We start from the raw sequence: 25139 nt of genomic DNA, 5'->3' as shown, positions 1-25139 counted from the left end.
ATATTTGTACCCCGCTTCACACTTCTCCACTGATTAACTTTCACTTACATTCCATTACATTAAGTTTAACTCGTTGTTTTCGATCGCCTTCCTCTCGATCCCTACAAGGAGTTAGTCATGAAAAACGTCAAAACCAGCGCGATCTGGTTAGTGGTGGCGTTAATCGGCGCAGGCGCTTTTGCCATGCTGGCCCTCAGCCGCGGCGAACACGTCAACGCAGTCTGGCTGGTGATAGCCGCTGTCGCCTGTTACAGCATCGCGTATCGTTTCTACAGCCTGTTTATTGCCCGTAATATCTTCGAGCTGGACGACCGCCGGATGACCCCGGCCGAGCGGCTGAGCGACGGGCTGGATTATGTCCCGACCAATAAATGGGTGCTGTTCGGTCATCACTTTGCGGCGATTGCCGGTGCCGGTCCCCTGGTCGGGCCGATTCTGGCGGCGCAGATGGGCTTTCTGCCCGGTACTATCTGGATCCTTGTGGGGGTAATGCTGGCGGGCGCGGTTCAGGATTTCCTGATCCTGTTTATCTCAACCCGCCGGGATGGTCGTTCGCTGGGTGAGATGGCCCGTCAGGAGCTCGGCGCGTTTGCCGGTGTGGTGACCATGCTCGGCGCACTGGGCGTGATGATCATTATCCTGTCGGCGCTGGCGCTGGTGGTGGTGAAGGCGCTGGCTAACAGTCCGTGGGGGCTGTTTACGATAGCCGCGACCATTCCTATCGCGCTGTTTATGGGCCTCTACATGCGCTTTATCCGTCCGGGTAAAATCGCGGAGGTATCGCTGATTGGCTTTGTGCTGATGATGGCGGCGATTATCTATGGCGGCGATGTGGCGCAACACCCCTACTGGGGCCCCTTCTTCACCCTGAAAGGCACCACGCTGACCTGGGTGCTGGTCATATACGGCTTTATCGCCTCAGTGCTGCCGGTCTGGCTGCTGCTGGCACCGCGTGACTATCTCTCAACCTTTCTTAAAATCGGCGTGATTGTCGGCCTGGCGGTGGGCATTGTCTTTGCCATGCCGGAGATGAAAATGCCAGCGGTGACCCGCTTTATCGACGGCACTGGCCCGGTCTTCTCCGGGGCGATGTTCCCCTTCCTGTTTATTACCATCGCCTGTGGCGCGATCTCAGGCTTCCATGCGCTGGTGTCCAGCGGCACCACGCCTAAACTGGTGGAGCGCGAAAGCCATATCCGCTTTATTGGCTACGGCGCGATGCTGATGGAGTCTTTTGTGGCCATTATGGCGCTGATCTGCGCCTCGGTGCTGGACCCCGGCGTCTACTTTGCCATGAACTCGCCAGCGGCGCTGATTGGTACCACCGTGGAGAGCGCCTCACAGGTGATTAACGGCTGGGGATTTGTGGTGACGCCTGAAATGCTGAGCGGCATCGCCCGTGACGTGGGCGAAGGCTCAATTCTGTCGCGCGCCGGCGGTGCGCCAACCTTCGCCGTGGGGATGGCCCATATCATCACCGAGATCTTTAACAGCCGGGCGATGATGGCGTTCTGGTACCACTTCGCCATCCTGTTTGAAGCGCTGTTTATCCTGACTGCGGTCGATGCCGGCACCCGCGCCTGCCGTTTTATGGTGCAGGATCTCGTGGGCACCGTGGTGCCTTCCATGGCGAACAACCGTTCCTGGCTGGGCAATATGGCGGGCACCACCGTCGCCGTTGCGGGCTGGGGGTTCTTTGTTTATCAGGGCGTGGTGGATCCACTGGGCGGCATTAATACGCTCTGGCCTCTGTTCGGTATTGGCAATCAGATGCTGGCGTCGATGGCGTTGATCCTCGGCACCGTCGTGCTGTTCAAAATGAAAAAGCAGCGCTACGCCTGGGTCACCATCCTGCCCACCGTCTGGCTGTTTATCACCTCCATGACTGCAGGCTGGCAGAAAATCTTCCATGAGAAACCCGCTATCGGCTTCCTGGCGCAGGCCAGCAAGTTCCGCAAAGGCGTGGAGGACGGCGTGATTATCGCCCCGGCAAAAAGCGTGGCGGACATGCAGACCATCGTGTTCAGCAATCAGATCAACGCGGCGCTGTGTGCCTTTTTTATGCTGGTGGCCGTGACGATGCTGATCGCCGCGTTCTTTGTTATCCGCAAGGCGCTGCGCAGTGACACGCCAACCACCCACGAGTCATCGGTGGCGCTGCGTAACAAGGAGGTGCGCCATGTCTGATGCGATTCATCAGTTCCAGCGGCCGCAGGGGAAATGGCAGATTATCGGCTGTCATCCCCTTACCGCCTCTGCTCCTGTCGCGTTCAGCTGGCGCGGCTTCTGGCGCGGCCTGCAGCAGTGCTTTCGCTTAATGGTCGGGGTACAGGATTATGAAAACTATCTGCAGCATATGCGGCAGCATCATCCTGGCCAGCCGACAATGAACGAGCGCGATTTCCACCGTTACTGTCTGGATGCGCGCTTCCCAAGTCAGGCGGGAAAACTGGGGAAATGTCCCTGCTGATCATCGCTTAATGCCCCGCACCGTCAGGGCTTTTTTGTGCCATTCTTATCTGGATGGAAAAATATATTTGGTTTGCATCTTGTGCTGGCGTCAGATGATGAATACTGTTGCTAAAATAATGAGATAACGCCTGCAGAGCACTTCCCGGAGGAAGTTTCCATGACCGATGAACAAGGGCAAACCTTGTTGTACACCCTGTTTGGTACAACCAGCCCTCATTGGCGTCTGACCGCGGACAGCGATGCGCTACATTTTGCTGAAGATGAGTCGTCACAGACCAATATCGCCCTGCCGCTGACCCCCGGCCAGGCCGCGATGATTCGCGCGATGCCCGTCATCACGTCAAGCATTAACCTGACCATGACCTTACAAGGCATTGATGTGCCTATGCATTTTGTCGGGCGTAAAGTGAACCAGGCATCCTGGGCTGGCACCGCCTCCGCCTGGGGCGACACCTCGGCGGTTGCACGCGATTTAACGCTGGGACTCTCTTTCGCCGAACAGGTGGTTTCTGAAGCCAATTCGGTGATTGTCATCCTCGACCAGCGCGGCAATATTCAGCGTTTTAACCGCCTCAGTGAAGAATATACCGGCCTGAATGAGCATGAGGTGATTGGCCGCAACGTCTTCCAGCTCTTTATGACCAAACAGGAAGCGTCCCAGTCGCGCCGCAACATCGCGGGCTTCTTTCGCGACGGCAACTCCTATGAGGTCGAACGCTGGGTCAAAACCCGCAAAGGCCAGCGACTCTTTCTGTTTCGTAATAAGTTTGTTCACAGCGGCAGTGGCAAAAATGAAATTTTCCTCATCTGTTCCGGGACCGACATCACCGAGGAGCGTCGGGCTCAGGAACGGCTCCGGGTACTGGCTAACACCGATACGGTGACCGGTTTACCCAATCGTAACGCCATCCATCAACAGATTAGCCTGGCGCTGGAGCGTTCCGGGGGAGATGAGACCGGTGTGGTTTACCTGGATCTCGATAACTTCAAGAAAGTGAATGACGCCTACGGCCATATGTTTGGCGACCAGCTTCTGCAGGCGGTGTCGCTGGCGATCCTGAGCTGTCTGGGCAAAGATCAGACGCTGGGCCGGCTGGGCGGTGATGAGTTTGTGGTGCTGGCCGAGCACACCAGCCAGGCCGCGCTGGAGGCGATGGCCTCACGTATTCTGGAGCGGTTGCGTCAGCCGTTCCGTATTGGCCTGATCGAAGTCTACAGCGGCTGCTCAATCGGCATCGCGTTCGCACCGCTGCATGGCGAAGATCGTGAAAGCCTGATTCGTAATGCGGATACCGCGATGTATCACGCCAAAGAGAACGGTCGCGGCAAATTCTGCGTTTTTGCCGCCGAGATGAACCAGCGGGTTTTTGAATACCTCTGGCTGGACACCAATCTGCGCAAGGCGCTGGAACTCGACCACTTGCTGGTCTACTACCAGCCCAAAATCGACAGCGATGGCGAAGTCCGCAGTGCGGAAGCCCTGGTTCGCTGGAACTCACCGGAACGGGGCCTGGTCTCGCCGGCCGATTTCATTCCCTATGCCGAAGAGTCGGGACTGATTGTGCCGCTGGGCCGCTGGGTGATGCTCAACGTGCTGAAGCAGATCATTGCCTGGCGCCAGGAGGGCATTTTTCTGCGCGTCGCCGTGAACGTCTCAGCCCGCCAGCTGATCGATCAAAGCATCTACACCGACCTGAAACAGGCGCTGCATGAGGCGGGGCTTACCGACTGCCCCATCGACATTGAGCTGACTGAAAGCTGCCTGATTGAGAATGAGACCGAAGCGCTGAAGCTGATGAAGCAGTTTCAGGATCTGGGCGCGAAGATTCATCTTGATGACTTCGGCACCGGTTACTCCTCGCTGTCGCAGCTGGCCCGTGTGCCGATTAATGCCATCAAGCTCGATCAGAGCTTTATCCGCAATATTAGTACGCAGCCGGTTTCCCAGTCGCTGGTGCGCGCCATCGTCGCCGTTGCCAAAGCGCTCGATTTGCAGGTCATCGCGGAAGGCATTGAAACCCCGGATGAAGAGTCGTTTGTTCTCAAAAGTGGTGTGGATGGGCGTCAGGGTTACTACTACGCAAAACCAATGCCCGCGGAGCAATTTGGGCATTGGCTGGCTAAGCATCCTGCCCGCGTTTAACGCTGAGTCCGGTTATCCCGCTTTACGCAGTGATGCGCTGTGGCGGTTTTGTAACTGAACCAGGCGTTCCATGTAAGCAATGTCTTTAGGTTCGAGCGTAAAGGCGTAATCGACCCAATCCTCGGTGATATCCATCAGCTCGGCGCGTGACAACTGCAGCACGCGCTGACGCGCTTTCAGCATCGCCCGGACGCCATTCAGCTTCGGCCGTAAGGTATCGATAAAGGTGCGGGTGGCACGGTAGCTGTCGCCCGGCTGGAAGACTTTGTCCACCAGACCGCGCGTTTCATACCACTCTGCGCTATGGGACTCCCCTTCACAGATTAACTCCTCGGCCAGCTTCATGCCGGAACGACGGGCCACCAGCGAGTAACCGCCCATGCCTGGGAAAAGGTTAAAGGCGATTTCCGGGAACCCCATCCGCGCATTGTTTTGCGCCAGAATGAAGTGATGCGCCAGCGCCGCTTCAAATCCTCCGCCCAGGGCACTCCCCTCGATCATCGCCAGCGTTACCGCTCCTGTATCAAATCCGCGCGCCGCCGAGTGGATGCAGTCCACGCAGGCACGGGCATAGGCTCGCAGCGCCTCACGGCGGTTATTGCGGATGCACTCGACGAAGAAGCGCAGATCGCCACCGGCGTTGAACATCTGCGGCACCAGTGACCCGGTGACCCAGAAATCAATGGGCAGACCAGAACGCTGTGCGGCGTAGCTCAGATTCATGATCTCCTCAATCAGTTCATGGTTGAAACTCGGGCGCGGCTGCGCACGCAGCATCATCCACATCGTCCGACGCCCTTCTTCGTAATAGGCGACTAACTGCGTGGTGTTGCCGGCTTCGGTAAATAATCTGCAAGTGGGTTGGTTAATTACTGTCATTGTCTCATCCTCTGTTTATATTTGATGCGTTTAATACGCGACATCAGCGTAATGCAGAGTGAGGCCAGACCAAATGAGAGATTGATTTACAACACAAAATCCAGAGTGATCCCTGACAGGCTCGTCAGAAATAGATTAGGCACGTTACACATTGTCAGCATGCGGTCAGGCAGCACCAGGCCGATGCTTAACGCGCACTGAATAGATAAAGCGGACCGGCGTGCAGTCATCCGGCAGTCGTCTTAAAAGGGGGTGGCCGCAGGTTTCGGCTGTTGAAAAGTCAGAAAAAAACAGAACAGAGAACGTGGCACCCGGCGTAAAGCGGGTAAAAAAAAGGACGCCGAAGCGTCCTGATGATTATTTTTGCCCGTACCAGGCATTTTCGCCGTGCTTTCGCAGGTAGTGAAGGTCAAGCAGCGGTTGCTGGATGGGCGGCAGGTTTGCTGTCAGCTGCTGGCTGAATAAGCCCATGTAGGCCACCTCCTCCAGCACGACGGCGCTGTGGACAGCCGCGTGGGCATCCTTCCCCCACGCAAACGGGCCATGCGAGTTGACCAGCACCGCCGGAATCGCGGAGGGAGACAGGCCACGCTGCGCAAAGGTTTCGATAATCACCTCTCCGGTGTTCCACTCATAATCGTGCTGAATCTCTTCGCTGCGCATGGAGCGGGTACAGGGGATCTCTCCGTAGAAATCATCGGCATGGGTGGTTCCCCAGGCGGGAATCGGTCGTCCTGCCTGCGCCCAGATCGTCGCATGCCGGGAATGGGTATGGACGATGCCCCCCACCTCCGGCCAGGCGAGATAGAGCGCCCGGTGCGTCGCGGTGTCCGATGAGGGACGCTTGTCGCCCTCCACCACCTCACCCGTCGTGAGATCGACCACGACCATGTCGTCGCGCTTCATGACCTCGTAGCGTACGCCGGAGGGTTTAATCACCAGCAGGCCCTGTTCGCGGTCGATCGCGCTGACATTGCCCCAGGTGAAGGTCACCAGGTTATATTTGGGTAGATCCAGATTCGCTTCCAGAACCTGTTGTTTAAGGTGTTCCAGCATGCCTCTTCTCCTGCTGACAATCGTCCCTGAATTTTGCGGAGTTGGCCGACAAAGGGTTATGGAGCGATTAGCTATAAACGCAGAAGGAATGGCTGTGAATGCAAAAATGTGCCGTGATTTAAGAATTTTCTATCTTCGGAATTTCCGCAGAACGATTAAAATTCTCTCCGGCAATGCATGGACCTGTTGGAACAGCATGGCTACTCATCCGCTACAAACGGTTTGTCCATGGTGATCACATTTCGATGCCGTCACGGACGCGGCAATGATGCGGCACAAGCGGGCTGAGTCAATATCGGAGCTATACTAAGAGTGTTGCCTCTGTGAGCACATCAAAGGAGAAGTGTATGACAACAACAATGAAACGAATCACTGCCGTTGTACTGGCGACCACCTTAGCCGTCGCACTGAGCGGCTGCTCTAACTGGTCCAAACGTGACCGTAACACCGCGATTGGCGCGGGTGCGGGCGCAATTGGGGGTTCAGTTCTGACCAATGGTAGCGCACTCGGAACAGTCGGCGGCGCCGCTGTGGGTGGTATTATCGGTCATCAGGTCCACTAAGGACCTTATTAAAACTATAATCGGCTACGCTAAGCATCTGCGTTACAATCGGGCTACGTCTGTAGCCCGATTTTTTTATCAGCCGCCCGCCAGTTTCACCTTCATGCCTTTGGCTTCCAGCAGACTTTTCAGCAGATCGCGTTTATTGCCCTGAATCTCGATCACGCCCTCTTTAACGGATCCGCCACAGCCGCACTTCTTTTTCAGCTCCGCCGCCAGCAGTGTCAGTGCCGCATCATCCAGGTCAATCCCGCTAATCAGGCAGACCCCTTTGCCTTTACGGCCGCTGGTCTGACGCTGGATGCGCACAATGCCATCCCCTTTGGGGCGTTCCGCTTTCGGCTGCGGCTGAGCAATTCGGCCGCTGTCGGTTGAGTAAACCAGTGGATTATCATTGGCCATTAGCGTATCTCCAGAGAGTGCAGAATTGCCTGCAGTGCGGCAGCCGGATCGGCCGCCTGGGTAATCGGACGACCAATAACCATATAGTCCACGCCTGCCTGCTTCGCCTGCTGAGGCGTCATGATGCGACGCTGATCGCCTGCCTCACTGCCTGCCGGACGAATCCCCGGCGTGACCAGCGCGAAGTCGTTGCCCATCACTTCTTTAAAGCGAACGGCTTCCTGCGCGGAGCAGACGACGCCATCCAGCCCGCAGGCGTGAGTCAGTTTCGCCAGTCGCTCCGCCTGCTCAGCCGGCGAGAGCGTGATGCCCAGCCCGTTCAGATCATCGGCATCCATGCTGGTCAGTACGGTGACCGCAATCAGCAAGGGGGCATCGTTGCCATAAGGAACCAGCGCTTCACGCGCCGCATTCATCATCCGCGCCCCGCCGCTGGCGTGGACGTTGACCATCCAGACACCGAGATCGGCCGCAGCCGCCACAGCATGCGCGGTAGTGTTAGGAATATCGTGAAATTTCAGGTCGAGGAAGATCTCAAAGCCGCGCTGCTGCAGGGTTCTGACCAGCGACGGGCCAAACAGCGTAAACATCTCTTTGCCCACCTTCAGGCGGCAACTGCGGGGGTCGATCTGGTCGACAAAACGCAATGCGCTGTCGAGGTCATGATAATCCAGCGCTACCAGAATCGGCGAGGCGGTCACGTGGTGGGGTGAAGGCATGGCATTTCCTCTGCAGTAGGCACCCGCAGGCGCAATAGACAAACGGCAAGCATTCTACCTGCGGCTCCGGAGCATCACAATCGCCGTGCCCCTCTGCTCGGCAATAAATGCACGGCTGCCTGTCCCCGGCGTCAGTTCACCCCTATAGTATGTTGTAACTACAACGCACTGATAAACACCGGACAGCGTCGGCCGGATTACTGGCCGTCGAGTCCCCGGATAGGCTTAACGGAAGACCAGGTGCGGCAGGATGGGCAGTGCCAGTAAAGCGCGTGAGCGGTAAAACCACACTTCTGGCAGCGATAGCGCGGCTTGGTGCGAATCTGTTCACCCACCATGTCACGCAACACCATCAGGCTCTCTTTGGCCCGGCCATCTTCGGCTTCAAGCAGGTTGAGATCCATCAGACGATGGAACACCCGCATGGTGGGATGACGCTGCAACTGACGACTGATGTAGTTCTGGGCCGCCTCTGAACCCTGCTGCTGCTCAACAATATCAGAGAGATAGAGTTCCGCTGCCGCACCGGTGTTCTCATCGACGCAGCGCTGCAGAAACGCCGCCCAGGCCTCAGGCTGGTTGAGTCGCTGGTAGCAGGTTTCCAGCATCGCCAGTGTTTCACTGACCAGCTCTTTATCCTGATCCAGCACCCGCTGCAGATGCCCCACCGCACGGGCGAAATCCTCTTTTTCCATCAGGATACGGCCCATCATGATGGAGATGCGGGCGCTGTTGCGATCGGCCGCCTCCCCTTTCTTCAGCAGGCTTATGGCACGATCCAGGTCGTCGCTGCTCATCGCCTGCAACGCCAGTTCACAGTAGAAGTGAGCGATTTCGCCTTTCTGTTTCTCTTTGCCGAGCTTAACCAGCCGCTCTGCCACTTCAATCGCCTGCTGCCAGTCGCTGGTGGCCTGATGGATTAACAGCAGCTGCTGCAACGCCCCCACCCGAAAGTCGGTTTCATCGGTGAGCTGTTTAAACATATCTTCGGCGCGGTCATACAGGCCTGCCGCCATGTAGTCCCGGCCCAGTTGCTGCACGGCAAGCAGGCGCTGCTCGTAGCTCAGAGAGGCACTTTCCATTAAAGCCTGATGGATTCGGATGGCGCGGTCTACTTCGCCACGCGACCGGAACAGATTGCCCAGTGTGAGGTGTGCTTCTACGGTGCCGCTGTCCTCTTTCAGCATATCCAGAAAGAGGTCGACCGCTTTGTCCTGCTGGTTAGAAAGCAGGAAGTTTACGCCAGCAACATATTCACGCGAGAGTCTGTTGGCTTCCTGTTGCTTGTCCTGATGCGCGCTACGGCGGCCCATATACCAGCCATACGCAGCCGCAACCGGCAGTAACAGAAACAGCAATTCATGCATCGGGGATTATTCCCGGCCGGCCGGAGAGGATGGCGTGGTCGCCAGCGCGGTGCTCTGTTCAATCTGCGTCTGCATACGCCTGATTTTACGGTTGGCATTCGCCAGTGCGACGCGGGTACGTAACCAGAACAGGCCGCAGATGACCCAGCCGAGGACAAACCCTGCGCCAAACAGTGATGCCAGTAAGGTCGAGATGCTGAACTCACCCTGCGCCAGCAGATAGTTAAAAGTAATGACCTGGTCGTTATGCGCGCCTAAGGTGACGGAAACAATGAAAATGACCAGTACCACTAAAAAAATCAGCAAATATTTCACAGTGCGTCCTGTTGTGAGGTTGTCAGGTAGAATTATGCCAAAACTACAGCAAAAATGCTGCTCCCAGCAGCATTGGCCGAGTCGCTTTTGCGCAAGACCGATCAATAATATGGGGTCTTCGCGGGGAATTACAATCAGGGCTCCCGCTGTGCCACCTCTTTTTGCTCTTCAGGTGGCAGCGTAAGCGGGCCGCAGACGCGCTGGGCCAGCCAGGTCGCCAAGGTCACCAGTATCCAGGAGATCACGGTGGCCATCGCCAGATCGCGAGGCCAGTGCATGCCCAGCAGCATCCGGCTCGCCATGACGCCCGTGGCCCAGAGAAAGATCACCACCACGGTTTTATAGTGACGGCGCGGCCAGAGCAGCCCTAAGGCCAGCAGCGCCCAGCTGGCCGCAAACATCGTATGGCCTGACGGAAAGGCAAAACCGGTTTCAAAAGCCCAGTGCCGTTTCAGCCAGCCGGGTATCTGCGTCTCATCGGCGATCAGCGACGTTACCATCTCACCACGCTGTTTGCGCTTCAGTTCATAAAAGGTTTTTTCATCCAGGCCGTGATGCTGTTCCAGCCAGATGACATAGGGACGCGGCTCCTGGATCTGCTCTTTGATGAAAGATTTGGTGTACTGCCCCGCCAGAATAGTGGCGTTCATGATCAGCAGCAGCAGGATCGCCGGCTTCAGGCGAAAGCGCAGGCACCAGAGCATCCAGGCGCTCAGCAGCACGCTGGTGACAATGCCCCACGGGCTGGTGACCGTTTCGGTCATCCAGAACAGCGTTTTTAGCAGGGCGTTGCTTTCGCCGGGTTGCCAGCGCCAGCCGCTAAGCCAGACGGTAACGGGCATGATCAACAGCAGCAGCATTCCCAGGGTGGTACGGCGCGAAATCTTAAACATCTCTTCCCTTATCCCGGTGTCAGGTCACAAAGCATGCATAACTTTAGCTTAAAAAAGAATAACATACCTGTTGCAGATTGGATAATTGTGCTTTATCAATGCAATTGGTATGAGAGATTACCAGCCCGACTCAGGGTTGTGGCACAATATTGCACGTTTGTCAGGCCACACTGGCCTGTGCACTATCATGATGATAGTGCATCCTCTGAAGGTTCTGGAGAGTCACATGCAGCTTAAACGGGTGGCAGAAGCCAAACTGCCCACGCCATGGGGAGATTTCCTGATGGTTGGTTTTGAAGAACTGGCAACCGGACATGACCATGTTGCCCTGGTCTTTGGCGATATTAACGATAATGAGCCGGTACTGGCGCGCGTTCACTCCGAATGCCTGACCGGCGACGCACTCTTCAGCCTGCGTTGCGACTGTGGTTTTCAGCTGGAAGCCGCCCTTAACGCCATCGCAGAAGAGGGTCGCGGCGTCCTGCTCTATCATCGTCAGGAAGGCCGTAATATCGGTCTGCTGAATAAGATCCGCGCCTATGCGCTGCAGGATAAAGGTTACGATACTGTCGAGGCGAACCATCAGCTTGGCTTTGCCGCTGATGAGCGCGACTTTACCCTGTGTGCCGACATGTTCAAACTGCTGGGCGTGAATGAAGTGCGCCTGCTGACCAACAACCCACGCAAAGTGGAGATCCTCAGCGAAGCCGGGATCAATATCGTGGAGCGTGTGCCGCTGGTTGTGGGCCGTAACCCGAAAAATGCGCACTATCTCGACACTAAAGCCGAGAAGATGGGACATCTGCTGCCGAAGTCGTAATTGAACAACTCCCTGCTGTCAGTCCGCAACGGCGAAGGGAACACGGTCAGATCGGAAAGACGCAAAAGCCGTCATCCCTGACACGCTCGGCCCGCGCCATCCATGGCGCGGGACGCTTTCCTCCTCTGCCCGTGTTCCCTTCGTGCTGGCATTGTTGATGCGGTGAGAAAGACATCAGGAAGTGGTAAAGCCGGGTTTCCCCGGCTTTTTTGTCACTCAGTTCAGCATGTTGCGGATCACATAGTGCAGGATGCCGTCGTTGCGGTAATAGGTCAGCTCATTACCGGTGTCGATGCGACAGCGGGTATCCAGCTCTTCCTTGCTGCCATCGGCGCGGGTCAGTGTCACTTTAACGCTGCAGCCTGGCGTCAGGGCCTGCAGATTTTCCACGTCGATGCGCTCTTCGCCCGTCAGTCCCAGGCTTTTGCGGGTCACGCCCTGCGGGAATTCCAGTGGCAGGATACCCATACCAATCAGATTTGAACGGTGAATACGTTCAAACGATTCAGCAATGACGACCCTGACCCCCTGCAGACGCGGCCCTTTTGCCGCCCAGTCGCGGCTTGAACCGGAGCCATACTCTTTGCCGGCGATCACGGCCAGCGGGACACCGTCCGCCTGATACTTCATCGCCGCATCATAGATGGCCAGCTGTTCGCCACTCGGATAGTGTCGGGTATAACCGCCCTCCACACCCGGCACCATCTCGTTGCGGATACGGATATTGGCAAAGGTACCGCGCATCATTACCTCATGATTACCGCGCCGCGAACCATAGGAGTTAAAGTCGGTGCGCTCCACGCCGTGAGAGAGCAGATAGCGTCCGGCCGGACTCTCCGCTTTGATGCTGCCCGCTGGCGAGATATGGTCAGTGGTGACGGAATCACCCAGCACGGCAAGGATCCGCGCGCCGCGGATATCCTGCACCGGCTTCGGCTCTTTCTCCATATCATCAAAGAAAGGCGACAGCCGGATATAGGTTGACCCTTCGTCCCAGTCGTAAGTCGCCGCCTCGCTGACTTTGATCTGTTGCCACTCTGGCGTGCCGTCGAAGACTTCAGCGTACTCTTTATGGAACATATCACTGGTGACCTGCTGCACCGCCGTGGCAATTTCTTCCGGGGTCGGCCAGATATCTTTCAGGTAGACCGGCTGGCCCTGCTGATCCTTGCCCAGCGGTTCCGTCTGCAGGTTGATCTTCATGTTACCCGCCAGTGCGTACGCCACCACCAGCGGCGGTGAAGCCAGCCAGTTGGTTTTAATCAGCGGATGAATGCGGCCTTCAAAGTTGCGGTTACCGGAGAGGACAGCCCCGACAGTAAGATCGCCCGCTTTGATAGCGGACTCGATTTCATCTTTCAGCGGCCCGGAGTTACCAATACAGGTGGTGCAGCCATAGCCGACCAGGTTGAAGCCCAGCTTATCCAGCCACGGGGTCAGCTGTGCCACGGCCAGATAGTCTGACACCACTTTAGAACCGGGAGCCAGAGAGGCTTTGACCCATGGCTGACGTTTCAGGCCGCGCTCAACCGCTTTTTTCGCCAGTAAACCGGCCGCCATCAGCACGCTGGGGTTAGAGGTGTTGGTACAGGAGGTGATTGCACTGATTACCACGGCACCGTCTGAGAGGGTGTGTGTCAGCCCGCTATCACTGTCGGTATAGGTGACATTTTTATGGGGTTTCTGCGCCTGGTTGACTTCCAGCTCGTTGCTGGCATCAAACGCGGCAGGCACATCCCCCAGCGACACCCGATCCTGCGGACGTTTGGGGCCGGCGAGGCTGGACTCCACGTCGTTCATATCCAGTGCCAGAGAACTGGTAAAGCGCGGCTCATCCCCGGCATGACGCCACAGGCCCTGCGCTTTGGCATAGGCCTCCACCAGCGCGACCTGCTCCGCATCACGCCCCGTCAGCGTCATATAGCTCAAAGTGACATCATCCACCGGGAAGAATCCGCAGGTGGCGCCATATTCGGGTGCCATATTGGCAATGGTGGCGCGGTCAGCCAGGGGCAGATCGGCCAGGCCATCGCCATAGAATTCAACAAATTTGCCGACCACACCGTGCTTACGCAGCATCTGGGTCACGGTCAGAACCAGGTCGGTTGCCGTGATGCCGGCGCGCAGTTTGCCGGTCAGCTTAAAGCCAACCACATCCGGGATCAGCATAGAAACCGGCTGACCGAGCATGGCCGCTTCGGCCTCTATCCCCCCCACGCCCCATCCCAGCACGCCCAGCGCGTTGATCATGGTGGTGTGGGAGTCCGTACCGACCAGCGTATCGGGCCAGGCATACTCTTCACCATTCAGGGTTTCATGCCAGATTGCCTTGCCGAGATACTCCAGGTTCACCTGGTGACAGATACCGGTGCCCGGCGGCACGACGCGGAATTTATCGAACGCTTTTTGCCCCCAGCGGAGAAAGACGTAGCGTTCATGGTTACGCTCCATCTCCAGCCGGACGTTCTCTTCAAACGCATCATCGTCGCCAAAATGGTCAACCGTCACGGAGTGGTCGATCACCAGATCGACCGGCGACAAGGGGTTCACCTTCGCGACGTCGCCGCCCAGCCGGTTCACCGCTTCGCGCATGGCGGCCAGGTCAACGACGGCCGGCACGCCGGTAAAATCCTGCATCAGAACACGGGCTGGCCGGTAGGCAATTTCGCGATCGGCATGCGCCTCTTTTTGCCAGTCAACCAGCGCCTGGATATCCTCCGCGGTGACGGAGTCGCCATCCTGCCAGCGCAGCAGGTTTTCCAGCAGAACTTTGAGCGATTTCGGCAGGTTATCGATATTGCCGAGGTGTTGAGCAGCGCGGGGAAGACTGAAGATATGATATTTTTTGCTGTCGACCTGCAGTATTTCCTGACTCTGCTCGCGTAGGGTAGACGACATAGCTCCTCCTTTCATTCATGGTCTTTAAACCTTAGAGAGACAAAGGTTTATGTTAAAGATAGTCCACAAATTCGTTAACGTTTTGATTACAACACAAATTGCTACAATCGCCCATAAACGAAAATGCCCCGTGAAAATCACGAGGCATCATAAAAAGGGGAGGTAATTCAGATTAAAGCGTTATCCACACCGCCGCAGACCAGAACGCAAAGGAGAACGCATACGCGCTAAGCCAGGACATTTTAATCATATTCATTTGGTTCACTCCTTCGCAGGAATCGGGCGTAAAAGTTTTTTGCGGTCACCTTACTCTGGCGACACCCTTGGGTCGTACTGGATGTGGAAAGGGGCATTTATAAAAGCCCGCCGGAATGTCCGGTAATAAAAGAGCGGTGACTAAAGAGAGTCAGACAACGTTATTTAGTTTCAGGCTGCAGAAACGACTCAATAAAAAGTCGCTGGTTATCACTCAAATCCCATGACTCGGGGATAGACACTTTTTCGTCCTTTGCAAGCGGCTCTTTCGCTTTGCAGCTGACCGGCTTGGTCTGACGCGCCGTCAGAGAACGTTTATGGCTGAGTGTGTTTGCCCACATGGCTTTAGCCCCAGATACGCCAAATCATTAACGCGACAACCACCCAGAACAGCGCAGAGGCAGCGAATACGGTTAACCAGGCTTTGCGACGGGTGTTACCAGTACGCTCAACCTTGGTGCTTTTTACCGGGAAACCCGGTTCTACAGTCAGTCGTGTATTCATAGTTTCTGATAATCACTCTCAACAAAATGATTGATAACAACGATTAAGATTTAGGAGGAATCCTAAACGCGTTAAGGCCAAAAATCCAGTTATTTTTATTGAGTAAAACGATTAACGGTATTAATCAATAGTCTTAAATAACGCCAGAAATCATTAACAGCGGAACCACTCTTTAATTAAATGAAGCACTAATCAATTTGAGTTAATTCCATTTCAGATCCATTTAAAACTAAAGAGCAAACCCCAGAGCCTGATGTTTACTGGCTTCCAACATAGGCGGTTAACTGGAGTATGGGAATAATCCTGGCATGTCGCAAAGTGACATAGTTAAAAATGTGTTGTGATTCGCATTTAAGAAAGCCGAACCGGAAAACATGTGATCAATGTTTCATTTACAAAAAAATCATAAAAACTTTCAGTCTCATCTGGCGCTAAAGGCTGGCAACAAAAAAGGCTGCACCAGGCAGCCTTATGTTGTCGCGCAGGGGATAAACCCTATTTAAACGGCAGCTTGATATCTTTAAACATCGCTTCAATGTCTTCGTTAGAGCGGAGCGCAACGGCGGTATCCACCACGTCACGCGTCAGGTGCGGGGCAAAACGCTGGATGAAATCATACATATAGCTGCGCAGGAAGGTGCTGCGACGGAAGCCTATCTTGGTGGTGCTGTTGGTAAAGATATCCGCGGCTTCAATGCGAATCAGATCGGGATCGGAGACCGGGTCAACCGCCATACTGGCGATCACGCCGACACCCAGCCCCAGACGGACATAGGTTTTGATGACGTCTGCGTCGGTGGCGGTGAAGACGATGCGAGGTGTTAACCCGGCGCGATTGAATGCGGTATCCAGTTCTGACCGCCCGGTAAAGCCAAAGGTGTAAGTCACAAGCGGATACTCCGCCAGCTCTTCAATGGTCACCTGCCCTTTTCCGGCCAGCGGGTGATCGGCGGTAACCACAATCGCCCGATTCCAGTGGTAGCACGGCAGCATGATGAGATCGTCATAGAGATGCAGCGCTTCGGTGGCAATGGCAAAATCGGCATTGCCTTTGGAAACGGCTTCGGCAATCTGGGTCGGCGATCCCTGATGCATATGCAAAGAGACGCGTGGATAGCGTTCGATAAAGCCTTTAATCACGCCGGGCAGCGCGTAGCGCGCCTGGGTATGGGTGGTCGCCACATAGAGCGAACCTTTGTCGGGCCAGGTGTGCTCACCGGCAACCGATTTAATGGCATCCACTTTGGAGAGCACTTCACGCGCAATACGAATGATCTCTTCCCCGGCTGGCGTGACCTGCGTGAGATGTTTCCCGCTCCGGGCAAAAATCTGCACACCCAGTTCATCTTCCAGCATCCGGACCTGCTTACTGATGCCGGGCTGCGAGGTATAGAGACCTTCCGCCGTCGAAGAGACGTTGAGGTTATGGTTCACCACTTCGACGATATAGCGCAACTGCTGTAATTTCATATCTGTTTTGTCCTGGTAAGTTACAGAGTCGCATCCCCGCTTGACCGACAGTCGCAAGGGTGAAGAAAGGCTATGCATCAGGAAAGGTCGGAAATGCTATAACAACTATATCAGTTTAAGTGTAAGAATAGAACGGATTGATATAAGGCTCAGAAAAAGGCCAGCGAACGCTGGCCTGATAAGATTACTTTTTCGCTTCCTGCCATTTGCCATCAATAAAGAAGGCTGACCAGCCGGTGGCTTTACCCTCTTTTTCTGAGGAGACATACTGCTGTTTAGTCTTGCGGCTGAACCGCACCAGCGTTTTATTCCCTTCCGGATCGGCGACCGGCGCATCTGCCAGATATTTCAGCTTCTCAGGCAGACGATCTTTGAAGCGCAGCAGCTCTTCCACCAGCGGCGCACGGGTTTCGCGCGATTTCGGGAACGTATTGGCTGCCAGGAAGACGCCCGCTGCCCCGTCGCGCAACACGAAGTAGGCATCTGACTTCTCACACGCCAGCTCAGGCAGCGGCACCGGATCTTCTTTCGGTGGCGCCACTTCCCCACTGCGCAGAATTTTGCGGGTGTTTTTACACTCTTCGTTGGTACACGCCATGTACTTGCCAAAGCGTCCCATCTTCAGATGCATCTCCGAACCGCACTTCTCGCACTCTACGACCGGGCCGTCATAACCCTTAATGCGGAACTCGCCTTTCTCGATTTCGTACCCATCACACTCCGGGTTATTACCACAGACGTGCAGTTTGCGTTCATTGTCGATCAGGTAGCTGTCCATCGCTGTGCCGCACTTCTGGCAGCGACGACGGGCACGCAGGGCGTTGGTTTCGGCATCGTCCCCTTCCAGAATGTTCAGAACTTCGTTTTCCGGAATCAGGTTGATGGTCTGCTTGCAGCGCTCTTTCGGGGGCAGCGCATAGCCGGAACAGCCCAGGAAGACACCGGTGCTGGCGGTGCGGATCCCCATCGGACGGCTACAGGTCGGACAGTCAATCGAGGTCAGCACCATCTGATTGGGCTGCATGCCGCCCTCTTCAGGATCTTTTTCAGCTTTTTCAAGCTGCTCGGTAAAGTCGCTGAAGAAGTGGTCCAGCACCGCTTTCCATTTCGCCTGGTTATTGGCGACCTGGTCCAGGCTGTCCTCCATGCGCGCGGTGAAATCGTAGTTCATCAGCTCGCGGAAGTTCTCTTCCAGACGATCGGTGACGATTTCACCCATTTTTTCCGCATAGAAACGGCGGTTTTCTACCCGGACATAGCCACGGTCCTGAATGGTCGAGGTAATGGCGGCGTAGGTCGACGGACGGCCGATACCGCGCTTCTCCAGCTCACGCACCAGCGAGGCTTCGCTGAAGCGTGCCGGTGGCTTGGTGAAGTGCTGACCCGGCAGCAGCTGTTGCAGGTCGAGGCTATCCCCCACACTGACCGCAGGCAGCGTGCGATCTTCATCGTTCTTACGCAACGCAGGCATCACTTTAGTCCAGCCGTCGAAGCGCAGAATACGGCCTTTCGCTTTGAGTTTAAACTCACCGGCGGCGGCCGTGATGGTGCTGGAATCATATTTGGCCGGGGTCATCTGGCAGGCGACAAACTGACGCCAGATCAGCTGATAGAGCTTCTGCGCATCCGCTTCCATATCCTTCAGTTTTTCCGCCACGACTTCCACATCGGAAGGACGAATCGCTTCGTGCGCTTCCTGAGAGTTCTCTTTGCTGGCGTAAGTGACAGGGCTGTCTGGCAGATATTTTTTACCGAAGTTGTTTTCGATGTAGCCCCGCGCCATGGCGACCGCATCCTGACTCAGGTTGGTCGAATCGGTACGCATGTAAGTGATGTGACCCGCTTCGTAGAGGCGCTGCGCCATCATCATGGTCTTTTTAACGCCAAAGCCCAGACGGGTGCTGGCCGCCTGCTGCAGCGTCGAGGTGATATAGGGCGCACCCGGCTTACTGCTGGTCGGCTTATCTTCACGATCCACAATTTCAAAGCGCGCTTTTTCCAGCAGCGCCACTGCGGCGTAAGTTTCGTCACGGTTGACCGGGCGGAACACCTTGTCGCCTCGGTGTGTCACATCCATCGACAGCTCATCGCCGTTTGGCGTGGTCAGCGCAGCATTAACTTCCCAGTACTCTTCGGGAACAAAGGCTTTAATTTCACGTTCACGTTCCACTACAAGGCGAACGGCCACTGACTGCACACGACCGGCTGAGAGGCCACGGGCGATCTTTTTCCACAGCAGCGGTGACACCATGTAACCCACCACGCGGTCCATAAAGCGGCGCGCCTGCTGAGCATTAACCCGGTCGATGTTGAGTTCGCCCGGCTTTTCAAACGCCTGACGAATCGCATTTTTGGTAATTTCGTTGAACACCACGCGGCTGAAGCGTGAGTCATCGCCTCCGATCACTTCCCGCAGGTGCCAGGCAATGGCTTCCCCTTCGCGGTCAAGGTCGGTTGCGAGATAGATGTGGTCAGCATTGGCGGCCAGCGCCTTCAGTTCTGCCACCACCTTCTCTTTGCCGGGCAGAATCTGATAATCCGCTTCCCAGCCATGATAGGGGTCAACACCCATGCGGCTGACAAGGGCGGCTTTCTCATCTTTTTTAACTTTTTTGACTTTCTTATCTGTCGAGGCGTCAGCACTTTTCTTTGCGGTTGAACCACTGGTCGGCAGATCCCGGATATGACCCACGCTGGATTTCACCACGTAGTCATTGCCCAGATATTTATTGATTGTTTTGGCCTTTGCCGGGGACTCAACAATAACGAGTGCTTTACCCATATTTACCTTTACCTAATGAAAACATCCTGCTTAACGGGAGAGGATTGGATGCCCAAAAACCCATCGGGTTCAATATTGCTGCGCCTGTCTAACATTTCAAGGCGGAGGGGTCAATCTCAGAACAGATGATCCGGCTAAATGCAACTGCATGATAAAGCATGATTTTTCCATCTGAACTCTTCGCACATCCTGGTGCAAAATCCCTGAAATCGGAATCGCCCACACTCTACCTGATAAAATCTGTTACGCAACTTAATTAGCATTCAGCCCGTCGTTACGCCAGGTTTTCATCGGTCAGAGCGGGTTGTCATGCCAGCAGACTCGTCAGTAATATAGAAAGGATTCGAGTGCTGTCAAAAAAGGAGCAAATAAATGCAGACACCGACCCAGGCTATTTCCCGCCAGGCGTTGCTGGAAAAGGCCAACTCCCTGATTAAAGAACATGATGATTATTTAGCGGGCATGCAGGCGGATGACGTCAGTCAGCAGGGTGATGTGCTGGTTTTTCGCGGCCCGTTTTTTCTCGACGATCAGGGATTGCCGACGGCTAAAACCACAGCGGTGTTTAACGTCTTCAAACATCTGGCGGTGGTCCTGTCGCCGCACTATCACCTGGAATAAAAAAACCCGGCACAGGCCGGGTTTCGCATCACAGCAGCGGCTTTTCGCCGCGCTGCCAGAGTTTCAGTAGCAGACGCTCTGCCACCGAGCCCGCGCTTTGAGTAAAGCGATCCATCATTTTACGACGGCGGGCGAAGTGCACCCCCAGCACGTTGAACTGATCCATCTGGCGGATGATTAAATCATCGCTGGTGCCGATCTCATCAATCAGCCCCAGATCAAGCGCCTGGCGTCCATACCAGTGTTCACCGGTCGCGACCTTATCAATATCCAGCGACGGGCGCATCTGATGCACAAACTGCTTGAACAGCAGGTGCGTTTCGTCGAGATCCTGCTGGAATTTCTCCCGCCCTTCTTCGCTGTTCTCGCCAAACAGCGTCAGCGTTCGCTTGTACTGACCGGCCGTGTGCAGTTCGATATCGATGTCATTGCGCTTCAGCAGACGGTTGAAGTTAGGGATCTGGGCCACCACACCGATTGAACCAATAATGGAGAACGGGGCCGCCACAATGCGATCGGCCACACAGGCCATCATATATCCGCCGCTGGCTGCCACTTTGTCAACGGCCGCGGTGATGCGCAGCCCGTGGTCGCGCAGACGCTGCAGCTGTGACGCGGCCAGACCATAGCCATGCACCACACCGCCAGGGCTTTCCAGACGCAGCAGCACTTCATCGCCCGGTTGCTGCACCGCCAGCACGGCTGAAATCTCTTCGCGCAGCGACGTGACCTCACTGGCATCCATGCTACCTTTGAAATCAAGCACATAAAGCGTCGGCTTCTCGCCCCCACGCGCGCCCTGCTTCGCCGCCTGTTTTTCCGCTTTGGCTTTCAGCTTTTCGCTCTTTTTATGGTTTTTCAGCCAGACCTTCTGCGCCTGCGGTTTCATTTTTGCCAGCTGCAGATCTTCTTTCATCTGTTGATAGTCATCACCCAGATGGGTCAGGCGCAGCTGACCACTTTGCGAGCGTTTACGCAGTGCCGCATTCATCACAATCATGACAATCGCCGCGACCGCAACCACCAGCGTCACCGCTTTCGCTAAAAAGAGTCCATACGTTGAAATAAAATCCATCAGGTCGCCTTAGTAAAAAAGAATCAAAAACAGTTCGCCAGTTTAGCCGTTTTACCCTGTCCCGTCGCCTGAAATGCCAGCAGCTGGCACAGATTGCGCGGGCTGGCGATTGCACCCATTCGTAAATTCAGGCATAAAGCGGAATCATGCTGTTTTCGCCGGAGGACCCCGCTGTGCATTATCAACCGAAAAGTGACCTGCTCAATCATCGTATTATTCTGGTCACGGGCGCGTCAGATGGCATCGGCCAGGAAGCGGCGCTGACCTATGCCCGCTATGGCGCAGAAGTGATCCTGATGGGCCGCAACCCGGAAAAACTCGAACGGGTCAGAATGTCAATCAATCAACTCAATAAACGCCCTGCTCACCAGGTGGTGCTGGACCTGGCCGAGGCCACACCAGAACGCTGTCAGCAGGTTGCCGACCAGCTGGCGCAACAGTTTCCGCGTCTCGATGGCGTGCTGCATAATGCCGGTCTGCTCGGTGAAATCGTGCCGCTGGCTGAACTCGATCCGCAGATCTGGCGTCAGGTGATGGATGTCAATCTGGATGCGACTTTCTTCCTGACTCAGGCCCTGTTGCCGCTGCTGCTGAAGTCAGAGGCGGGTTCGCTGGTATTTACCACCTCCAGCGTGGGCCGCACCGGTCGTGCAGGCTGGGGCGCTTATGCGGTCTCTAAATTTGCAACGGAAGGAATGATGCAGGTGCTGGCGGATGAGTATAAGAGCCAGTCGCTGCGGGTGAACTGTATCAATCCGGGCGGCACGCGAACCAAAATGCGCGCCAGCGCCTTCCCGCAGGAAGATGCAAATAAACTGAAAACGCCTGCCGATCTGATGCCGCTCTATCTCTATCTGATGGGCGATGACAGCCGCCGCAAAACCGGGATGAGCTTCGATGCGCAGCCGGGCAGGAAACCCGGAGCCGCGGAATAGTGGCTGACGATCGTCATCAGCAGCGTCAGCAGCGCCTGAAAGAGCAGGTGGATGCGCGTATCGCCGCCGCGACAGCGGTTCGCGGCATTCTGATGGTGTTTACCGGCAACGGCAAAGGCAAAACAACCGCGGCCTTCGGCACGGCACTGCGCGCCACCGGCCATGGCAAGCGCGTGGCGGTGGTCCAGTTCATCAAGGGTGACTGGCCGAACGGCGAGCGAAACCTGCTGGAGCAGCACGGGGTGGAATTTCAGGTTATGGCCACCGGCTTCACCTGGGAGACGCAAAACCGTGAGACGGACACCACCGCCTGTCTGGCAGTCTGGCAGCATGCCCAGCGGATGCTGGCGGATGCGCAGATCGATCTGGTGGTACTGGACGAAATTACCTATATGGTGAGCATGGGTTATCTGCCGCTGGAGGCGCTGATCGCCGCGCTGCAGCAGCGCCCGGCGCAGCAGAGCGTCATTATTACCGGACGCGGCTGTCACCGCACCCTGACTGAGATGGCCGATACCGTAACGGAGATGCGCCCGGTTAAGCACGCCTTTGATGCCGGTATACAGGCCCAGCAGGGTATCGACTGGTGACAGAAAAAGAAAACGCAGCCCGGAGGCTGCGTTTTTTTATCCTGCCGGCATAATTAACCGGAATTGCGTTTGCTGCCCGGATTGCGGCGCGGCGTACGAGGGGTCGAGCTGACTTTGCTGTGGCGTTTTACCGCACGACGGATCTGGTTTGCTTTGGTGCGACGACGATCTTTCTCAACGACCAGTTTGGTCACCGTCTCATCATCCATCTCCACCAGGTTACGCAGATAGTTTACCGCCGGCAGATCCAGCTCCGTCCAGCCGCCGCGCGGCAGGCCTTTCGGTAAGGTAATATCACCATAGCGAACGCGCATCAGACGGCTGACCTGGACACCGACCGCTTCCCATAACCGACGCACTTCACGGTTACGTCCTTCGGTCAGGGTCACGTTATACCACTGGTTGATCCCTTCTCCGCCGCCAAAACGCAGGGTTTTGAACGCAGCCGGGCCATCCTCCAGCTGAACGCCCTTGCTCAGCTGACGAATTTTATCATCATCCACCTGGCCAAAGACGCGCACCGCATATTCACGTTCCACTTCACGGCTGGGATGCATCAGACGGTTCGCCAGCTCACCGTCCGTGGTGAACAGCATCAGACCACAGGTGTTCACATCCAGACGGCCGACGGCAATCCAGCGTGAACCGCGCAGACGCGGCAGGCGATCGAAGACCGTCGGGCGCCCTTCAGGATCGCTGCGGGTACAGAGTTCACCTTCTGGTTTGTAATAGGCCAGCACGCGGCAGACTTCGGTTGCTGATTCAGCAATCGAAACCAGATGGCCATCAATACGGATTTTCAGGGATTTGCTGCTTTCGACACGGTCGCCCAGGGTGGCGATCTTTCCGTCGACGCTGACACGGCCAGCGGCAATCATTGATTCGATTTCACGACGCGAGCCATGACCGGCACGCGCTAAGACTTTCTGTAACTTTTCGCTCATTGAGCTTCCTCTTTGTCGCCTTCCCAGGCGTCATGGCAGGGTGATAATTCTTTCTTTATCAACAGGTTAACCTATTAACTTTGGCCCATTATACAGGCATTTAACCCCGATGTAACGCCCTTTCTCCTTCTGTAAATAGCCGATAAAAAAGCATAGAGACCGGATAATGATATTCCTCATTATTTACATGCCTGATTAAAATAACAGCAGACTCAGTTAAGGAAATATACTGAATAAAACGGCATTAGCGAAAACTTTATAGCTGAAGAAAATTAAATTTTTTAAACACTGGCGGGGCTGTAAAAAGAGGCCGCAGCGATCAAAAACTTAACACTATCTTAAACTTCCAGAGATTTATCAGCGAATCTAATCCTCTGGCTTCTCTCTCAAAGGAAGAATAAAAAACCGTAAAATTATCTTTAGTCAGCTCGATAAGCCAAATAAACGGCCCAGGTAAGATTATTCCTAATGCAGATTCTGTTAAAACCCTATTTTCAGGGGTATTTAATTCTTATTAGCTTTAATAAATTGTCTGACACTATTAAGCTGATACACTTTCTCTCAGCAGCACAATAAAAAAGCAGCACCTGAAATTTCATGGTCCTGCATCATAACAGTACGGCCCTTTGTTATTCGTTAATAAAAATCGTGTTTTCAGATAATCCAATAAACCGGCGCATCCGGAATTGTTGCGTTAATACGGTTCACTGATGAACCTTGCTTGCATGTCATAAGTCTTCACCAGGGATTTTCCGACATGCCGGAATAAAGAATGCCATCATGAGAAACCTGTTTCTGTGCCCGGTGCTGGCTGCACTGGTGCTGAGCGGGTGTTCCGTGGGCCACACTGAGTACAGTCGTACGGCGATGCAGCACGTAGATATGAGCGTGACCGGCATCCCGACGATCCTCGGTTTCGGCACACTGGGCACCAGCATTCCACTGACGCCTGAATATAGCCTTACCGCAGCGCACGTCGCCAAAACCGCCGTGCAGCGCGTGAAGTCTTATCATCCCTATTGCGACCTTGCGATTATTTATCACAAGAATGATGCCACCACCCTGGCGAAATTCCGCAGTGGTGATATTGGCGATCCCGTTAAAATGTACGGATACAGCTTTATTTCCGCGATGCCGGTAGAGTCGACGGGGGTGAATTTAGCCCGCACGGCTATTCGGAATAAATGGAATAAAAGTCCCTGTATTGCGATGGCCTCTAATGCAGGCGTGGTTCAGGGAATGTCGGGCGGCGGTGTTTATAACCGCGATGAAACGCTGAGCGGCGTGATTGTCGGTTATTCCGATGCCATTAAAAATGGCCGTAACGGGAAAGTGATCCTGAAAGACGTTTCACTTTATATTCCCTACGGCCAGTTTAAAAGCTGGTTGCAGTCAAATCTGGCCCCGACACCGACGCGCGGTGTCTGAGCCGGATT

22 protein-coding genes are annotated in these 25139 nt (G+C 55.3%); 9 read left to right on the top strand and 13 right to left on the bottom strand.

The window, feature by feature from the left end; all coding sequences use genetic code 11:
- Positions 1-117 precede the first annotated feature (117 nt).
- The 3 genes from HFD92_RS01595 (at position 118) to pdeR (ending at position 4615) form a co-directional block, all read left to right on the top strand.
- Positions 118-2187 carry a carbon starvation CstA family protein gene (locus tag HFD92_RS01595; protein ID WP_111207592.1) on the top strand — a complete coding sequence of 690 codons (2070 nt, stop codon included), beginning with the start codon at positions 118-120 and terminating at the stop codon, positions 2185-2187.
- A complete protein-coding gene (locus HFD92_RS01590; protein ID WP_111207591.1) occupies positions 2180-2470 on the top strand; it encodes a YbdD/YjiX family protein in 291 nt (96 codons plus the stop codon). Before HFD92_RS01595 ends, HFD92_RS01590 begins: the two co-directional genes overlap by 8 nt.
- 159 nt (positions 2471-2629) lie before the next feature.
- Positions 2630-4615: a cyclic di-GMP phosphodiesterase gene (pdeR, locus tag HFD92_RS01585; RefSeq protein ID WP_009089987.1), complete on the top strand. Its 1986-nt coding sequence runs from the start codon at positions 2630-2632 to the stop codon at positions 4613-4615.
- A 12-nt stretch (positions 4616-4627) separates the two neighbouring features.
- Here pdeR and HFD92_RS01580 read toward each other — a convergent pair whose 3' ends face one another.
- Complete coding sequence (locus HFD92_RS01580; RefSeq protein ID WP_009089985.1) at positions 4628-5494, bottom strand: crotonase/enoyl-CoA hydratase family protein; 867 nt, start codon at positions 5492-5494, stop codon at positions 4628-4630.
- 357 nt (positions 5495-5851) lie between these two features.
- Positions 5852-6550 carry an L-ribulose-5-phosphate 4-epimerase gene (gene araD, locus HFD92_RS01575; RefSeq protein ID WP_009089984.1) on the bottom strand — a complete coding sequence of 233 codons (699 nt, stop codon included), beginning with the start codon at positions 6548-6550 and terminating at the stop codon, positions 5852-5854.
- Between the two features lie 347 nt (positions 6551-6897).
- Here araD and osmB point away from each other — a divergent pair, with 347 nt between their 5' ends.
- Positions 6898-7113 carry an osmotically-inducible lipoprotein OsmB gene (osmB, locus tag HFD92_RS01570; protein WP_003853848.1) on the top strand — a complete coding sequence of 72 codons (216 nt, stop codon included), beginning with the start codon at positions 6898-6900 and terminating at the stop codon, positions 7111-7113.
- 78 nt (positions 7114-7191) lie between these two features.
- Here osmB and yciH read toward each other — a convergent pair whose 3' ends face one another.
- The 5 genes from yciH to pgpB form a co-directional block, all read right to left on the bottom strand.
- Positions 7192-7515: a stress response translation initiation inhibitor YciH gene (gene yciH / locus HFD92_RS01565; protein ID WP_167428151.1), complete on the bottom strand. Its 324-nt coding sequence runs from the start codon at positions 7513-7515 to the stop codon at positions 7192-7194.
- Positions 7515-8234 carry an orotidine-5'-phosphate decarboxylase gene (gene pyrF / locus HFD92_RS01560; protein ID WP_167336720.1) on the bottom strand — a complete coding sequence of 240 codons (720 nt, stop codon included), beginning with the start codon at positions 8232-8234 and terminating at the stop codon, positions 7515-7517. The genes yciH and pyrF overlap by 1 nt, the downstream gene beginning before the upstream one ends.
- A gap of 197 nt (positions 8235-8431) precedes the next feature.
- Positions 8432-9601 (bottom strand): lipopolysaccharide assembly protein LapB, encoded by a 1170-nt coding sequence (gene lapB / locus HFD92_RS01555; protein WP_046101908.1) that lies wholly within the window; start codon positions 9599-9601, stop codon positions 8432-8434.
- 6 nt (positions 9602-9607) lie between these two features.
- Entirely contained in the window at positions 9608-9916 is a 309-nt protein-coding gene (locus HFD92_RS01550) for a LapA family protein (protein WP_046101909.1), read from the bottom strand.
- Between the two features lie 134 nt (positions 9917-10050).
- Positions 10051-10809, bottom strand: coding sequence for a phosphatidylglycerophosphatase B (pgpB, locus tag HFD92_RS01545; protein ID WP_150029531.1), 759 nt, complete (start codon positions 10807-10809; stop codon positions 10051-10053).
- Between the two features lie 226 nt (positions 10810-11035).
- On the opposite strand from pgpB, the gene ribA reads away from it, so the two are divergent.
- A complete protein-coding gene (gene ribA / locus HFD92_RS01540; protein ID WP_033783243.1) occupies positions 11036-11629 on the top strand; it encodes a GTP cyclohydrolase II in 594 nt (197 codons plus the stop codon).
- 216 nt (positions 11630-11845) lie between these two features.
- Here ribA and acnA read toward each other — a convergent pair whose 3' ends face one another.
- From acnA to topA, 4 genes are all read right to left on the bottom strand, one after another.
- Complete coding sequence (gene acnA, locus HFD92_RS01535) at positions 11846-14527, bottom strand: aconitate hydratase AcnA (protein WP_140925459.1); 2682 nt, start codon at positions 14525-14527, stop codon at positions 11846-11848.
- A 600-nt stretch (positions 14528-15127) separates the two neighbouring features.
- Positions 15128-15286 carry a YmiA family putative membrane protein gene (locus HFD92_RS01530; protein WP_009089968.1) on the bottom strand — a complete coding sequence of 53 codons (159 nt, stop codon included), beginning with the start codon at positions 15284-15286 and terminating at the stop codon, positions 15128-15130.
- A gap of 495 nt (positions 15287-15781) precedes the next feature.
- Positions 15782-16756 carry an HTH-type transcriptional regulator CysB gene (cysB, locus tag HFD92_RS01525; protein WP_009089966.1) on the bottom strand — a complete coding sequence of 325 codons (975 nt, stop codon included), beginning with the start codon at positions 16754-16756 and terminating at the stop codon, positions 15782-15784.
- Positions 16757-16940: 184 nt separating this feature from the next.
- Positions 16941-19538: a type I DNA topoisomerase gene (topA, locus tag HFD92_RS01520; protein ID WP_154928219.1), complete on the bottom strand. Its 2598-nt coding sequence runs from the start codon at positions 19536-19538 to the stop codon at positions 16941-16943.
- A gap of 372 nt (positions 19539-19910) precedes the next feature.
- Here topA and HFD92_RS01515 point away from each other — a divergent pair, with 372 nt between their 5' ends.
- Positions 19911-20159, top strand: coding sequence for a YciN family protein (locus HFD92_RS01515; protein WP_167428150.1), 249 nt, complete (start codon positions 19911-19913; stop codon positions 20157-20159).
- A gap of 28 nt (positions 20160-20187) precedes the next feature.
- Here the strand turns inward: HFD92_RS01515 and sohB are convergent, their stop codons facing one another.
- Positions 20188-21234 (bottom strand): protease SohB, encoded by a 1047-nt coding sequence (sohB, locus tag HFD92_RS01510; RefSeq protein ID WP_009089960.1) that lies wholly within the window; start codon positions 21232-21234, stop codon positions 20188-20190.
- A 173-nt stretch (positions 21235-21407) separates the two neighbouring features.
- On the opposite strand from sohB, the gene HFD92_RS01505 reads away from it, so the two are divergent.
- Positions 21408-22169, top strand: a complete 762-nt coding sequence (locus HFD92_RS01505) for a YciK family oxidoreductase (RefSeq protein ID WP_167428149.1) — start codon at positions 21408-21410, stop codon at positions 22167-22169.
- Entirely contained in the window at positions 22169-22759 is a 591-nt protein-coding gene (gene cobO / locus HFD92_RS01500; protein ID WP_140925463.1) for a cob(I)yrinic acid a,c-diamide adenosyltransferase, read from the top strand. The genes HFD92_RS01505 and cobO overlap by 1 nt, the downstream gene beginning before the upstream one ends.
- Before the next feature lie 53 nt (positions 22760-22812).
- Here cobO and rluB read toward each other — a convergent pair whose 3' ends face one another.
- On the bottom strand, positions 22813-23703 hold the full coding sequence (rluB, locus tag HFD92_RS01495) for a 23S rRNA pseudouridine(2605) synthase RluB (RefSeq protein ID WP_058958472.1): 891 nt from the start codon (positions 23701-23703) through the stop codon (positions 22813-22815).
- Positions 23704-24483: 780 nt separating this feature from the next.
- On the opposite strand from rluB, the gene HFD92_RS01490 reads away from it, so the two are divergent.
- Positions 24484-25131 (top strand): hypothetical protein, encoded by a 648-nt coding sequence (locus HFD92_RS01490; protein WP_009089953.1) that lies wholly within the window; start codon positions 24484-24486, stop codon positions 25129-25131.
- Positions 25132-25139: the final 8 nt, after the last annotated feature.

The organism is Pantoea sp. EKM101V (assembly GCF_011800325.1).
GTDB classification, from domain to species: domain Bacteria; phylum Pseudomonadota; class Gammaproteobacteria; order Enterobacterales; family Enterobacteriaceae; genus Pantoea; species Pantoea anthophila.
Note: the sequence above shows the minus strand (reverse complement) of the source record. Positions and strands in the feature narration are given on the sequence as shown.